The organism is Burkholderia sp. PvR073, from assembly GCF_054055695.1.
In genome coordinates this window covers 1-13,636 of sequence record NZ_JBSRXO010000012.1, presented here as the reverse complement: position 1 = coordinate 13,636, position 13,636 = coordinate 1, and the positions used below count along the sequence as shown (strand labels likewise).

Genomic DNA, 13,636 nt, shown 5'->3' with positions numbered 1-13,636 from the left:
GAGTCAGCGCTTGAACTGCTGCGTGAAGCGCACGAGTTCGTCGACCTTCGCGCGCGCCTTGCCGCTCGCGATCGCTTCGCGGGCGAGCTGGATGCCGTCCGCGATCGATTCGGCGATATTGGCCGCGTAGAGCGCGGTGCCTGCGTTCAGCGTGACGATTTCGCGCGCGACGCCCGGCTGGTTGTCCAGCGCGCCGAGCAGCATCGTGCGCGATTCCTCGGCATTTTCCACCTTCAGCGTGCGGTTCGACACCATCTGCAGGCCGAAGTCTTCCGGATGGATCTCGTATTCGTGCACCTTGCCGTCGCGCAATTCGCCGACGAGCGTCGCGGCGCCGAGCGACACTTCATCCATCCCGTCCTTGCCGTACACGACCAGCACGTGCTGCGCGCCGAGACGCTGCATCACGCGCACCTGGATGCCGACGAGGTCGGGGTGGAACACGCCCATCAGCTGGTTCGGCGCGCCGGCGGGATTGGTCAGCGGGCCGAGAATGTTGAAGATCGTCCGCACGCCCAGCTCGCGGCGCACGGCCGCGATGTTCTTCATCGCCGGGTGGTGGTTCGGCGCGAACATGAAGCCCATGCCGGTTTCGGCGATCGACGCGGCAACCTGGTCGGGCTGCAGGTCGATGTTCACGCCGAGCGCGTCGAGCACGTCGGCGCTGCCGGACTTGCTCGACACGCCGCGGTTGCCGTGCTTCGCGACCTTCGCGCCGGCCGCTGCCGCGATGAACATCGACGCGGTCGAGATGTTGAACGTGTGCGAGCCGTCACCGCCCGTGCCGACGATGTCGACGAAGTTCGAGTTGTCCTGCACCTCGACGTGATTCGCGAATTCGCGCATCACGGTCGCGGCGGCGGCGATCTCGCCGATCGTCTCCTTCTTCACGCGCAGCCCGGTGATGATCGCGGCCGCCATCACGGGCGACATGTCGCCGCGCATGATGAGCCGCATCAGGTGCAGCATCTCGTCGTGGAAGATTTCGCGGTGCTCGATCGTGCGCTGCAGCGCTTCCTGCGGGGTAATCGTCATCATGCGTCTCCCGTCAGGCGGCCGGCGCGGCCGCGTGGGCCGCCGCGCGATTCTGCTTCAGGAAATTCTCGAGCAGCGCATGGCCGTGCTCGGAGAGGATCGATTCCGGGTGGAACTGCACGCCTTCGATCGGCAGCGTCTTGTGACGCACGCCCATGATCTCACCGTCGTCGGTCCAGGCGGACACCTCGAGGCAGTCGGGCAGCGACTCGCGTTCGATCGCGAGCGAGTGGTAGCGCGTGACGTCGAAATGCTTCGGCAGGTCGGCGAACACGCCGCGGCAGTCGGTTTCGATCCGGCTCACCTTGCCGTGCATGATGGTCTTCGCGCGCACCACGCGGCCGCCGAACGCTTCGCCGATCGCCTGGTGGCCGAGGCAGACGCCGAGAATCGGCTTCTTGCCCGCGAATTCGCGCAGCACGTCGAGCGTGATGCCCGCGTGTTGCGGGTTGCTCGGGCCGGGCGACAGGCAGAGGGTGTCGGGATTCAGGCGCGCGATGTCGTCGAGCGTGATTTCGTCGTTGCGGTACGTGTGCACGTCCTCGCCCAGTTCGCCGAAGTACTGGACCAGGTTGTAGGTGAACGAGTCGTAGTTGTCGATCATGAGCAGCATGGTCAGTCTCCGGTCAGAAGTCGCTATCGAGGCCGTCCTGGACCTGTTCGGCCGCACGCAGCACCGCGCGCGCCTTGTTTTCGGTCTCTTGCCATTCGGATTCGGGCACCGAGTCGGCGACGACGCCGGCCGCCGCCTGCACATACAGGTTGCCGTTGTGGATCAGGCCCGTGCGGATTGCGATCGCGAGATCCATTTCGCCCGAGAACGACAGGTAGCCGACGGCGCCGCCGTACAGCCCGCGCTTGACCGGCTCGAGCTCGTCGATCAGTTCCATCGCGCGCACCTTCGGCGCGCCGGACAGCGTGCCGGCCGGGAACGTCGCGCGCAGCACGTCGTAGTTCGTCATGCCGGGCTTCAGCTTGCCTTCGACCGAGCTGACGATGTGCTGCACGTGCGAGTACTTCTCGATCACCATCTTGTCGGTGACCTGCACCGAGCCGATCTGCGCGATGCGGCCGACGTCGTTGCGCGCGAGGTCGATCAGCATCACGTGCTCGGCGATTTCCTTCGGATCGTTCAGCAGTTCGGTCGCGAGTTCCGCGTCGCGTTCGGGCGTGTTGCCGCGCGGGCGCGTGCCGGCGAGCGGACGGATCGTGACGATCTGGTCTTCGCCGCGCTTTTCCTGGCGCACCAGGATTTCCGGCGACGCGCCGACCACGTGGAAATCGCCGAAGTTGTAGTAATACATGTACGGCGACGGATTCAGCGAGCGCAGCGCGCGATACAGCGATAGCGGATTGTCGCGGTACGGCTTCGTCAGCCGCTGGCCAACCTGGATCTGCATCAGTTCGCCGGCCGCGATGTATTCCTTCGCCTGGCGCACGGCGGCCAGATAGTCTTCCTTCTTGAATTCGCGGAACGTCTCGGTGCGCACGCTCGCCGACGTGACGGGCGGCTGCACGGTCGTGCGCAGGCGCTGCTTCAGCTCGCGCAGGCGTTGCTTCGCCTTCGTATAAGCCTCGGGCTGGGCCGGATCCGCATAGATGATCAGGTAGAGCTTGCCGGCGAGGTTGTCGATCACCGCGACTTCTTCGGTGAGCAGCAGCTGGATGTCGGGCAGGCCGAGATCGTCGCGCGGCGCGGTGTTCGCGAGCTTCTTCTCGATGTAGCGCACCGCGTCGTAGCCGAAATAGCCGGCAAGGCCGCCGCAGAAGCGCGGCAGGCCCGGGCGCTGCGCGACCTTGAAGCGCGCCTGGAACGACTCGATGAATTCGAACGGGTCGCCGTCGTGCGTCTCGACGACCTGGCCGTCGCGCACCACTTCGGACACACCGTTGCGGGTGCGTACCAGCGTGCGTGCAGGCAGGCCGATGAACGAATAGCGGCCGAAGCGTTCGCCGCCGACCACCGACTCGAGCAGGAACGAGTTGGCGCCCGCACGTTCAGGCTGGGCCAGCTTCAGGTAGAGGGACAGCGGTGTTTCGAGGTCGGCGAGCGCTTCCGCGATCAGCGGGATACGGTTGTAGCCTTCGTTCGCGAGCGATTGGAATTCGAGTTCGGTCATGTTCCGGTCCTGTTCGGGACGAGCGGCGGTGTGCGCCAGGGATCACTTGACGCTGCGCGGGCTGCCGTCGGCGAAAGGGCGGTCGATCGAGAAGTGCCTGTTGCCGGCCGGCATTCCGGGCGTGAGCGTCGCGAGCCTGCGGCCGATCCTGAACGCAAGCGTTCGGGCGCGGTAGAACTCGAGGTGGTGCGACGATCGGCGCGCGGATGCGCAGCGAGATAAAAAACGGCGCTGAAGACGTGCCTCAGCGTACCTCATCGAAGAGGTTAGCGCGACCAGCGACGCCAGGGCCAGGCTCCCCGGTCGATGCTGCTCAGACTCCGTTTTTTATTCAGAAACATGCGGATGGAAGAAATAATCAGATGGTTGGCCGGCCGGCGTTGTGCGCGGCGATCGCGCGTGCTGCGACCAGCAACGAATCGACTATACCATCCGAATTTATCGTTTGTATAGCCTTGCCGTGGTTGTACCCGTACGGCACCGTCAGCGTCGCCATGCCGGCCGCACGGCCCGCCAGCGCGTCGTTTTCCGAGTCGCCGATCGCGACCGCCGCGTCCGGCGCGACGCCGAGCGCGTCGCAGGCCGTCAGCATCGGCAGTGGATCAGGCTTCTTGCGCGCGACGCTGTCGCCGCCGAGCACGATGCCGAAGCGATCGATCAGCCCGTATTGCTCGAGCAGCTCGACCGCGAAGCGGTGCGGCTTGTTCGTCACGCACGCGAGCCGGATGCCGGCCTCGTGCAACGCATCGAGACCGGCCGCGACCTCGGGATAGAGGCGCGTGTGACGGCCGTTGATCTTTGCGTACTCGGTCTGGTAGATCGCGAGCGCGTCGTCGAAGCGCGCGTGCGCTTCGTCGGGCGTGAAGCGCGGCTTCAGCACGCTCTGGATCAGATGCTCGGAGCCCTTGCCGACGTAGCCGATCACCTCGTCGCGGGACGTGGCCGGCGCGCCGAGCTGCGCGAGCATGCCGTTCAGCCCGGCCGTGAAATCGTCGGCCGTATCGACCATCGTGCCGTCGAGGTCGATCAGCGCCGCGTCGATGCGCGACGCCGCGAAACGGATCGGGCCGTCGGCTTCGGCCGGTGCTCGACCCGCCAGCGAGGAATCGGCCACGGCGTCAGCTCCGCTCGACGGTGGCGAGCGCGGCGCGCATCTCGTCGATCACCGTGCGGTAGTCGGGCTTGCCGAAGATCGCCGAACCCGCGACGAAGGTGTCCGCGCCGGCTGCCGCGATTTCCGCGATGTTGTCGGCCTTCACGCCGCCGTCCACCTCGAGCAGGATCTCGCGGCCGGTGCGCTCGGTGTACGCGTCGATGCGGGCACGCGCTTCGCGCAGCTTGTTCAGCGTTTCCGGAATGAACGACTGGCCGCCGAAACCGGGGTTCACCGACATCAGCAGCACGAAGTCGAGGCGGTCCATCACGTGGTCGAGATAGTTCAGCGGCGTGGCCGGATTGAACACGAGGCCGGCCTTGCAGCCGTGATCGCGGATCAGCGACAGCGTACGGTCGATGTGGTCCGAGCCTTCCGGGTGGAAGCTGATCAGGTTCGCGCCGGCTTTCGCGAAATCGGGCACGATCCGGTCGACCGGGCGCACCATCAGGTGCACGTCGATCGGCACCTGCACGTGCGGGCGGATCGCCTCGCAGACGAGCGGGCCGATCGTCAGGTTCGGCACATAATGGTTGTCCATCACGTCGAAGTGAATCCAGTCGGCGCCGGCGGCGACCACGTTGCGGACTTCTTCGCCGAGCCGTGCAAAGTCGGCCGACAGGATGCTGGGAGCGATGCGGAATTGAGTCATGACAGGGGAGCGGGGACGCTGCGGCGCAAAACCGCCATTCTACCGTCCGGCGACCCGGTGCGCGGCGACAGGCCGTGCGGTTGCGGCCCGATTCCGCATAGAATGCCGAACCAATGCGGCGCGCCCGCGGCCTGGCCGCTCGAGTTGGCGCGGGTGCTTACCTACAGCGGAAACATCATGAGTCAGTATCAGTTCACCGTTTCGGTGAAAACCAGCTACTTGCCGGAACAATCCGACCCCGATCGGCGTCAATACGCATTCGCGTACACGCTGACCATCCGCAATACCGGGCAGGTCGCGGCGCAGTTGATCGCGCGTCACTGGATCATCACGGACAGCGAGAACCACGTGCAGGAAGTGAAGGGGCTCGGCGTCGTCGGGCACCAGCCGCTGCTGCAGCCGGGCGAACACTTCGAATACACGAGCTGGGCCGTGATCGCGACGCCGGTCGGCACGATGCGCGGCGCGTACTTCTGCGTGGCGGAGGACGGCGAGCGGTTCGACGCGCCGGTCGACGAATTTGCGCTGCACATGCCGCGCACGCTGCATTGAGCGTGCGGGGGCGGTCAGCGCGGCTGGCGGTCGTTGCCGCGGGCGTGCTTCTTCCTGCCCGACGACGTCCACACGACGATGAAGATCAGCAGGGCGAGCGCTACGAAAGCTTCGAGCGCGAAGATGAGCATCGGATATTGGTCGAGAAAATCTGACATGGCGGTTTCCATCAAGAACGGACATTGTATGTGGTTTGGGCCCCGGCTGGCCGGCTGGGTTGCGGCGGCCGCGACGGCCGCACTGCTGGCCGCGTGCGGCGGCGCGCCGACGCGGACGTCGACACTCAAGCCGCCGACCGGCACGGCGATCGTGCCGGGCCAGATCGCCGCGAAGCGGCTGACGCCGGTCGCATGGCAGCAGGTGCCGGGCTGGCAGGACGATTCGCTGATTGGCGCGGCGGCCGCGCTGCGGCAGAACTGCGTGCGGCTCGCGCGCCAGCCGGCGTGGCAGCGCGCCTGCGCGGCCGCGGATCGCCTCGATGAACTCGACGTCAGCGGCGCGCGGGCATTCTTCGAAACGTATTTCACGCCGTTTCAGCTGGCGAACACCGACGGCACGCTCGACGGGCTCGTGACCGGCTATTACGAGCCGCTGCTGCACGGCTCGCGCGTGCGTCGCGGTCCTTACCAGTACGCGCTGTACCGCTGGCCGACAGGCTATCGCGCCGGTGCCGCACTGCCCGCTCGCGCGCAGCTCGAGCGCGCCGGCATCCTGAACGGCAACGAACTCGTGTGGGTCGACGATCCGATCGAGGCGTTCTTCCTGCAGGTGCAGGGTTCGGGACGCGTGCTGCTCGACGACGGTTCGGTGATGCGGGTCGGTTTCGGCGGGACCAACAACCAGCCGTACCGTTCGATCGGCAAGTGGCTGCTCGATCGCGGCGAGTTGACGCCCGCACAGGCGACGATGCAGGGCATCAAGGCATGGGCGAAGGCGAACCCGACTCGCGTCGACGCGTTGCTCGACACGAATCCGCGATTCGTGTTCTTCCGTGACATGCCGACCAAGGAAGATGCGCCGCACGGCGGCGCGGACGGCCCGATCGGCGCGCTCGGCGTGCCGCTCACGCCCGAGCGGTCGATCGCGGTCGATCCGTCGTCGATCCCGCTCGGCACGCCCGTGTTCCTGCAGACCACGCGTCCTTTGACGAATACGCCGATGAACCGGCTCGTGTTCGCGCAGGATACGGGTTCCGCGATCCGGGGCGGCGTGCGGGCCGACTATTTCTGGGGGCTCGGCGACGACGCCGGCGATCAGGCCGGGCGGATGAAGCAGACCGGCCGGATGTGGCTGCTGTTCCCGAATTCGTGATGCGTGGCGGTGCCGGCGCGCACGTGTAGCCGGGCATCGAAACGAAACAGCCCGATCGGTTTGTTGGCCGGTCGGGCTGTTTTTTTGCGTGCGCGATTGCTGCTTCGCGTGGCGATGGGGCCGCGGCGGGTGTCAGCCCCTGCGCTTGTCGATCACGCGGCGAGCCTTGCCGACCGAGCGCTCGATCCCGTTCACGGGTAGCACGTTGATCACGGCCGTCACGCCGATCAGCGACTTGATGTCGTGCGCGAGCGCCTGCCTGGCCGCATGGATCGCCGCCGTGTCGGGGGCCGTTTCGGGACACGGTTCGACGTTGAGCGTCAGCACGTCGAGCGGCCCTTCCTTCGTCAGCACGATCTGATAGTGCGGCGCGAGCGCGTGTTGCTTCAGCAGCTGTTCCTCGATTTGCGTCGGGAAGACGTTGACACCCCGCACGATCATCATGTCGTCCGAACGCCCGGTGATTTTTTCCATTCGGCGCATCGTGCGCGCGGTTCCGGGCAGCAGACGCGTCAGGTCGCGCGTCCGGTAGCGGACGATCGGCAATGCTTCCTTCGTCAGCGACGTGAAGACCAGCTCGCCGAGTTCGCCGTCCGGCAGCACTTCACCGGTCTCGGGATCGATGATTTCCGGATAGAAGTAGTCTTCCCAGATGGTCGGGCCGTCCTTGGTCTCGACGCATTCCGATGCGACGCCCGGACCCATCACTTCGGACAGCCCGTAGATGTCGACCGCATCGATGCCCATTCGCTGCTCGATGGCCACACGCATGTCGTTGGTCCACGGTTCCGCGCCGAAGATGCCGATGCGCAGCGAGCTTTGCGCGGGATCGAGGCCCTGGCGCTCGATCTCGTCGGCGATCGACAGCATGTAGCTCGGCGTCACCATGATGATGTCGGGCCGGAAATCCTGGATCAGCTGCACCTGCTTCTCGGTCTGGCCGCCGCCGAACGGGATCACCGTCAGCCCCGCGCGTTCGGCGCCGTAGTGCGCGCCGAGCCCGCCCGTGAACAGCCCGTAGCCGTAGCTGACGTGAACCTTGTCGCCGCGGCGCGCGCCGGCCGCGCGGATCGAGCGCGCGACGAGATTCGCCCACGTGTCGATGTCGCGCGCCGTATAGCCGACGACGGTCGGCTTGCCGGTCGTGCCCGACGACGCGTGAATGCGCGAGATCTGGTCCTGCGGCACCGCGAACATCCCGAACGGATAGTTGTCGCGCAGGTCGCTCTTGGTCGTGAACGGGAAGCGCGACAGATCCGCGAGCGTTTTCAGGTCGTCGGGATGCACGCCCGCTTCGTCGAATTTGCGGCGATAGACGGGGGAGTGCTCATACGCATGCCGGAGCGACCATTTCAGGCGTTCGAGTTGCAGCGCGGTCAGCTCGTCGCGTGAGGCGGTCTCGATTGGCTCGAGCGGTAGCGGGGTAGTCATGCGTGTCTCCAGTGATTGTTATGAGCGAGCCGTGGACGTCAGCGGTCTTCCGGGAGGACCGTGCCCTTGATCTGGGTCGATTTGCCGCGAAACATTGCGACCGTTTCGCCTGTCTGGTTCGTGACGCGGATGTCGTAGATGCCGTGCCGGCCGCTGCGCGTCTGTTCGATCGCCTCGGCCGTCAGCAGGTCATTGCCGTATACGGGACGCAGGTATTCGATCGAGCAGCCCGCCGCAACGGTATTCAGGTTGTACGAGTTGCACGCGAACGCAAACGTCGAATCGGCGAGGGTGAAGATGATGCCGCCGTGGCAGGTCTGGTGTCCGTTCAGGAATTCCGGCCGGACGCGCATCTGCAGGCGAGCGTAGCCGGCGCGTACTTCGGCGATTTCCATGCCGAACGCGCGGCTGCAGGCGTCCGCATCGTACATGGCCTGGGCCGTCGCACGGGCGAGCGCATCGGGGGCGAGCGTGTCGGTGGACGTGGTCATGTTAACGCCCCTCGAAGCGCGGCGCGCGCTTCTCGATGAACGCCTTGACGCCTTCCGCGTAGTCGGCCGACTGGCCGAGCTTGCGCTGCAGGTCGCGTTCGAGGTCGAGCTGCTGGTCGAGCGTATTCGTCATGCTGTCGCGCATCGACTGCTTGATCGATGCGATCGCGAGCGTCGGCTGCTGCGCGAGCTGGTTGGCGACCTGACGGGCCGACGCGGCGAGCGCATCGTCGTCGACCGCGCGCCAGATCAAGCCCCATTGTTCGGCCTGTTCGGCCCCGAGCTTGTCGCCGGTCAGGGCGAGCCCGAGCGCGCGGGCCATGCCGACGCGTTGCGGCAGGAACCAGGTGCCGCCCGAATCGGGTACGAGCCCGATCTTGACGAAGGCCTGGATGAAACTGCTCGAGCGCGCGGCAAATACGATGTCGCATGCGAGCGCGAGATTCGCACCGGCGCCGGCCGCCGTGCCGTTGACGGCGGCGATCACCGGAATCGGCATGCGTTGCAGGCGGCGGATCAGCGGATTGAAATACTCGTCGATCAGCGTGCCGAGGTCGGTGGACGCGCCTGGCGTGAAGTCGAGGTCGGCCAGGTCCTGGCCCGCGCAGAAGCCGCGCCCCGCACCCGTCAGGATCAGCGCACGCGCGCCGCTCGCCTCGACTTCATCGAGTGCCGACTGCAGTTCGCGGTGCATCGCCCGCGTGAAGCTGTTCAGCTTGTCCGGACGGTTGAGGGTGATCGCGGCCACGTGGGCAGCCTGATCGATATCCAGCTGGATCGCCTGATATGACATGCAGAGTCTCCTTCATGACTTCGTTATAGGCGCGCGGCGCGTCGGTTACACGCGTTCGATCGCGATCGCGATGCCCTGGCCGACGCCGATGCACATCGTACAGAGCGCAAAGCGGCCGCCCGTACGCTCGAGTTGGTGAAGCGCCGTGGTCACGAGCCGGGCACCCGATGCGCCGAGCGGATGGCCGAGCGCGATCGCACCACCGTTCGGGTTCACGCGCGGATCGTCGTCGGCGACACCGAGCATGCGCAGCACCGCGAGACCCTGCGAAGCGAACGCTTCGTTCAGCTCGATCACGTCGAACTGGTCGATCGTCATGCCGAGCTGGCGCAACAGTTTCTGCGTGGCTGGCGCCGGGCCGATACCCATCACGCGCGGCTCGACGCCGGCGCTCGCCATGCCGACGACACGCGCGCGGCGGCGCAGCCCATATTGATCGGCGGCTTCCGCGTTGGCGAGCAGCAGTGCGCATGCGCCGTCGTTGACGCCCGACGCGTTGCCGGCCGTCACCGAGCCGTCGGGACGCACGACACCCTTCAGCTTCGCGAGCGCTTCGAGCGACGTTTCGCGCGGATGCTCGTCGAGCGATACGACGAGCGCGTCGCCTTTTTTCTGCGCAATCGTGACCGGGACGATTTCAGCGGCGAGCGTGCCGTCCTGCTGCGCACGCGCGGCCTTCTGCTGGCTACGCAGCGCGAACAGATCCTGGTCGGCGCGGCTGATGCTGTAGTCGACCGCGACGTTCTCGGCCGTCTCGGGCATCGAGTCGACGCCGTATTGCTGTTTCATCAGCGGATTGATGAAGCGCCAGCCGATCGTCGTGTCGAAAATGGCGGCCTGGCGCGCGAATGCGCTGGCGGCCTTGCCCATCACGAAAGGCGCACGCGTCATGCTTTCCACACCGCCCGCGATCATCAAGCGTGCCTCGCCCGCCTTGATCGCGCGCGCGGCCGTGCCGACGGCGTCCATGCCCGAGCCGCACAACCGGTTCAGCGTCGTGCCCGGCACGGCGGTCGGCAGGCCCGCGAGCAGCGCGGACATGCGCGCGACGTTGCGGTTGTCTTCGCCGGCCTGGTTCGCGCAGCCGTAGATCACGTCGTCGATCGCCGACCAGTCGACGTTCTGGTTGCGTTTGATCAGCGCCTTGAGCGGCACCGCGCCGAGATCGTCGGCACGAACGTCTTTCAGGGCGCCGCCGTAGCGGCCGATGGGGGTGCGAATCGCGTCGCAGATGTAGGCGTCGGTCATGGGTGTGTCGATGTGCAACGAACCCGCCGGGTGGCGGATTCGTTCATGGTAGGGAACGTGGCGGCGTTTGCACGTCGGCCATTCGGGTTATGCAGTCTGGCCGACTTCCGCGGGCACTGCCTTCGGCGCAACATGGACGCGGCTTTGCACCACGCGGAACCGATTGGCGACGAACGCCGGGTCGGCCAGCGCCGCGTTGGCGGCCGGGTTCGCACCGGTGCCGTGGAAGTCGGAGAACGCGGCCGACTGGTTGACGAACACACCACCCGTCAGGTTGATCGACAGCGCGACGCCGCCACGCACCGCCGCATCGTGCGCGGCGTCGAGGACCTTGTCGTCAGTGCTGTAGACGGAAAGCGTCAGCGCGCCATGCTCCGCGGCGATTTCGCCGGCGAGATCGAGCGACTGTGCGGTCGAGTCGGTCGCGATCACGAACGAGATCGGGCCGAACCACTCCTGCGTGAATTTCGCGCGGTCGGCCACGTCGAGCTGCAGCACCAGCGGCGTGCGCACGCGAGCGTCGGCGAACGCCGGGTGCTGAAGCGTCTGGCTGTCGGCGAGCACGCGGCCGAGCTTGCGGGCGTCGTCGATGCGCGCGGTCACGCCGTCGTTCTGGATCGCGCCGATCAGTTCGACCGAGCGAGCCGGGTCGCCGGTCAGCTTCTGCACGGACACGGCGATCGCCTGCGCGACTTCGTCGAAGCTCGCGTGGCCGTCCGCCGTCCGGATGCCGTCGCGCGGCACGTAGATGTTCTGCGGTGCGGTGCACATCTGGCCGGAGTACAGCGCCAGCGAGAACGCGATGTTCTTGGCCGCGGCCTTCAGGTCGTCGGTCGAGTCGATCACGATCTGATTGACGCCGGCCTTCTCCGTATACACCTGGGCCTGATGGGCATGGCGTTCGAGCCACGTGCCGTTTTGCGTGCTGCCCGTGAAGTCGATCAGCTTGATTTCAGGACGCAGCGCGAGGTCCTGGACGAGGGCTCCGTCGTTCGGTTCGGTTGCGAGGAGCGTGACGACGTTCGGATCGAAGCCGGCCTCGCGCAGCACGTCGCGGGCGATGCGAACCGTGACCGCGAGCGGCAGGATCGCGCCCGGGTGGGGTTTGACGATCACCGTGTTGCCGGTCGCCAGGTCGGCGAACAGGCCGGGGTAGCCGTTCCAGGTCGGGAACGTGCAGCAGCCGAGCACGAGGCCGGTGCCGCGCGGGACGATCGTATAGCGCTTGTGCATCGCGAGCGGCGGGTTCTTGCCTTGCGGCTTTTCCCAGTGCGCATCGGCGGGGATGCGACGCAGTTCGTCCCACGCATAGGCGACTGCTTCGAGTGCGCGATCCTGCGCATGCGGGCCGCCGGCCTGGAACGCCATCATGAACGCTTGGCCCGTGGTGTGCATCACGCTGTAGGCAATCTCGAAGCTTGCGCGGTTCAGCCGCGCGAGGATTTCGAGGCTGACGCCGACCCACGCGCTCGGGCCGGCTTCGCGCCATGCACGCTGGGCAGCGGCGGCCGCTGCAATCAGCTCGTCGGGCGTCGATTTCGGATAGCGGATGCCGAGTGCGATCCCGTACGGCGACTGCTCCGCGCCGACGGTTCCGCCGGACGCCGGCTGGTCGAGCCCGAACGTGTTGCCGAGGTGTGCTTTGAACGCCGCTTCACCCTCGGCGTTGGCGCTTTCCCCGTACACTTTGGGACTTGGCATTTCCGCGAACGGGCTCCAGTACCCGCGGCTCTCGATGGCGGCGAGGGCGTGTTTCAGCGTGTCTTCGTGCTTCGTGAACAGTGCATGGGTCATGACGGCGGCCTGATGGACGTTGAGAGGAATTGGATCGATTAATTAACCGACCGGTTGGTCGGAGAATGGTAGCATCAAACTATTCGCGTGTGCGAGGCGTTTCTCATTTCATTGATCGAGGAGAAATAGATGTCTTACGAGAACATCCTGGTGGAGACCCGGGGTAGGGTCGGGCTGGTCACGCTCAGCCGTCCGAAGGCGCTCAATGCGCTGAACGATGCGTTGATGGATGAATTGGGCGCTGCGCTGAAAGCGTTCGACGCGGACGACGAGATCGGCGCGATCGTCGTGACGGGGAGCGAGAAGGCGTTCGCGGCCGGGGCCGACATCGGCATGATGGCGACCTATTCCTATATGGATGTCTACCGCGGCGACTACATCACGCGTAACTGGGAGACCGTCCGCGAGATCCGCAAGCCGATCATTGCTGCCGTGGCGGGGTTCGCGCTCGGCGGCGGCTGCGAGCTCGCAATGATGTGCGACATCATCTTCGCGGCGGATACGGCCAAGTTCGGCCAGCCCGAAATCAAGCTGGGCGTGATGCCAGGTGCGGGTGGCACGCAGCGCCTGCCGCGCGCGGTGTCGAAGGCGAAGGCGATGGACATGTGCCTGACCGCGCGCTTCATGGATGCGGCCGAGGCGGAGCGGGCAGGGCTCGTGTCGCGCGTGCTGCCGGCCGACAAGTTGCTCGACGAAGCGATTGCCGCGGCGACGACGATCGCCGAGTTTTCGCTGCCGGCGGTCATGATGGTCAAGGAGTCGGTGAACCGTGCGTATGAGACGACGCTGGCCGAGGGCGTTCATTTCGAGCGTCGACTGTTCCATTCGCTGTTCGCGACCGAAGATCAGAAGGAAGGGATGGCGGCATTCGTCGAGAAGCGGAAGCCGGTATTCAAGAACCGCTGATTCGATGGCGACGGGTGTCGGTCGCCGGCATGATTTCCTGGTGCAACGAACCCCCAGCCCCCGTGCGCGGCAGCGCACGGGGGCTTTTTCAAAATATTTTCACAAAGGGGCTTGCGGAGACGGGGTGGGGTGCTTAGAATCACGCCTCTT

At 66.2% G+C, this 13,636-nt stretch carries 14 protein-coding genes; 3 read left to right on the top strand and 11 right to left on the bottom strand.

Annotated features, from left to right (window positions below; genetic code table 11):
* Positions 1-3: 3 nt before the first annotated feature.
* The 5 genes from trpD to rpe form a co-directional block, all read right to left on the bottom strand.
* A complete protein-coding gene (trpD, locus tag ACVK00_RS27985) occupies positions 4-1,035 on the bottom strand; it encodes an anthranilate phosphoribosyltransferase (protein WP_011655871.1) in 1,032 nt (343 codons plus the stop codon).
* Positions 1,036-1,048: 13 nt separating this feature from the next.
* Entirely contained in the window at positions 1,049-1,648 is a 600-nt protein-coding gene (locus ACVK00_RS27980) for an aminodeoxychorismate/anthranilate synthase component II (RefSeq protein ID WP_175708673.1), read from the bottom strand.
* A gap of 13 nt (positions 1,649-1,661) precedes the next feature.
* Positions 1,662-3,155 carry an anthranilate synthase component I gene (gene trpE, locus ACVK00_RS27975; protein WP_166722009.1) on the bottom strand — a complete coding sequence of 498 codons (1,494 nt, stop codon included), beginning with the start codon at positions 3,153-3,155 and terminating at the stop codon, positions 1,662-1,664.
* A 358-nt stretch (positions 3,156-3,513) separates the two neighbouring features.
* Positions 3,514-4,269: a phosphoglycolate phosphatase gene (locus tag ACVK00_RS27970; RefSeq protein ID WP_284888514.1), complete on the bottom strand. Its 756-nt coding sequence runs from the start codon at positions 4,267-4,269 to the stop codon at positions 3,514-3,516.
* A gap of 4 nt (positions 4,270-4,273) precedes the next feature.
* Entirely contained in the window at positions 4,274-4,960 is a 687-nt protein-coding gene (rpe, locus tag ACVK00_RS27965; protein WP_006752695.1) for a ribulose-phosphate 3-epimerase, read from the bottom strand.
* 177 nt (positions 4,961-5,137) lie between these two features.
* On the opposite strand from rpe, the gene apaG reads away from it, so the two are divergent.
* Positions 5,138-5,512: a Co2+/Mg2+ efflux protein ApaG gene (gene apaG / locus ACVK00_RS27960; protein ID WP_166722007.1), complete on the top strand. Its 375-nt coding sequence runs from the start codon at positions 5,138-5,140 to the stop codon at positions 5,510-5,512.
* Between the two features lie 14 nt (positions 5,513-5,526).
* Here the strand turns inward: apaG and ACVK00_RS27955 are convergent, their stop codons facing one another.
* Positions 5,527-5,670, bottom strand: a complete 144-nt coding sequence (locus ACVK00_RS27955; protein ID WP_006758475.1) for a hypothetical protein — start codon at positions 5,668-5,670, stop codon at positions 5,527-5,529.
* 28 nt (positions 5,671-5,698) lie between these two features.
* On the opposite strand from ACVK00_RS27955, the gene mltA reads away from it, so the two are divergent.
* Positions 5,699-6,823: a murein transglycosylase A gene (gene mltA / locus ACVK00_RS27950; protein WP_284888515.1), complete on the top strand. Its 1,125-nt coding sequence runs from the start codon at positions 5,699-5,701 to the stop codon at positions 6,821-6,823.
* 132 nt (positions 6,824-6,955) lie between these two features.
* Here mltA and paaK read toward each other — a convergent pair whose 3' ends face one another.
* From paaK to paaN, 5 genes are all read right to left on the bottom strand, one after another.
* Entirely contained in the window at positions 6,956-8,254 is a 1,299-nt protein-coding gene (gene paaK, locus ACVK00_RS27945) for a phenylacetate--CoA ligase PaaK (RefSeq protein WP_284888516.1), read from the bottom strand.
* Positions 8,255-8,292: 38 nt separating this feature from the next.
* The gene (gene paaI / locus ACVK00_RS27940) at positions 8,293-8,745 is read right to left on the bottom strand and encodes a hydroxyphenylacetyl-CoA thioesterase PaaI (protein ID WP_228906717.1); all 453 of its coding nucleotides are present in this window, start codon (positions 8,743-8,745) and stop codon (positions 8,293-8,295) included.
* A 1-nt stretch (position 8,746) separates the two neighbouring features.
* Positions 8,747-9,538 carry a 2-(1,2-epoxy-1,2-dihydrophenyl)acetyl-CoA isomerase PaaG gene (paaG, locus tag ACVK00_RS27935; RefSeq protein WP_284888517.1) on the bottom strand — a complete coding sequence of 264 codons (792 nt, stop codon included), beginning with the start codon at positions 9,536-9,538 and terminating at the stop codon, positions 8,747-8,749.
* Between the two features lie 45 nt (positions 9,539-9,583).
* On the bottom strand, positions 9,584-10,786 hold the full coding sequence (pcaF, locus tag ACVK00_RS27930) for a 3-oxoadipyl-CoA thiolase (protein ID WP_284888518.1): 1,203 nt from the start codon (positions 10,784-10,786) through the stop codon (positions 9,584-9,586).
* 87 nt (positions 10,787-10,873) lie between these two features.
* Positions 10,874-12,580: a phenylacetic acid degradation protein PaaN gene (paaN, locus tag ACVK00_RS27925; RefSeq protein ID WP_284888519.1), complete on the bottom strand. Its 1,707-nt coding sequence runs from the start codon at positions 12,578-12,580 to the stop codon at positions 10,874-10,876.
* A gap of 129 nt (positions 12,581-12,709) precedes the next feature.
* On the opposite strand from paaN, the gene ACVK00_RS27920 reads away from it, so the two are divergent.
* Positions 12,710-13,486, top strand: a complete 777-nt coding sequence (locus ACVK00_RS27920) for an enoyl-CoA hydratase (protein WP_284888520.1) — start codon at positions 12,710-12,712, stop codon at positions 13,484-13,486.
* Positions 13,487-13,636: the final 150 nt, after the last annotated feature.

Bases quoted from the DNA above. Each gene is read 5' to 3' on its own strand.
- trpD (WP_011655871.1), bottom strand. From the start codon at position 1,035: ATGACGATTACCCCGCAGGAAGCGCTGCAGCGCACGATCGAGCACCGC.
- ACVK00_RS27980 (WP_175708673.1), bottom strand. From the start codon at position 1,648: ATGCTGCTCATGATCGACAACTACGACTCGTTCACCTACAACCTGGTC.
- trpE (WP_166722009.1), bottom strand. From the start codon at position 3,155: ATGACCGAACTCGAATTCCAATCGCTCGCGAACGAAGGCTACAACCGT.
- rpe (WP_006752695.1), bottom strand. From the start codon at position 4,960: ATGACTCAATTCCGCATCGCTCCCAGCATCCTGTCGGCCGACTTTGCA.
- apaG (WP_166722007.1), top strand. From the start codon at position 5,138: ATGAGTCAGTATCAGTTCACCGTTTCGGTGAAAACCAGCTACTTGCCG.
- ACVK00_RS27955 (WP_006758475.1), bottom strand. From the start codon at position 5,670: ATGTCAGATTTTCTCGACCAATATCCGATGCTCATCTTCGCGCTCGAA.
- mltA (WP_284888515.1), top strand. From the start codon at position 5,699: ATGTGGTTTGGGCCCCGGCTGGCCGGCTGGGTTGCGGCGGCCGCGACG.
- paaK (WP_284888516.1), bottom strand. From the start codon at position 8,254: ATGACTACCCCGCTACCGCTCGAGCCAATCGAGACCGCCTCACGCGAC.
- paaI (WP_228906717.1), bottom strand. From the start codon at position 8,745: ATGACCACGTCCACCGACACGCTCGCCCCCGATGCGCTCGCCCGTGCG.
- paaG (WP_284888517.1), bottom strand. From the start codon at position 9,538: ATGTCATATCAGGCGATCCAGCTGGATATCGATCAGGCTGCCCACGTG.
- pcaF (WP_284888518.1), bottom strand. From the start codon at position 10,786: ATGACCGACGCCTACATCTGCGACGCGATTCGCACCCCCATCGGCCGC.
- paaN (WP_284888519.1), bottom strand. From the start codon at position 12,580: ATGACCCATGCACTGTTCACGAAGCACGAAGACACGCTGAAACACGCC.
- ACVK00_RS27920 (WP_284888520.1), top strand. From the start codon at position 12,710: ATGTCTTACGAGAACATCCTGGTGGAGACCCGGGGTAGGGTCGGGCTG.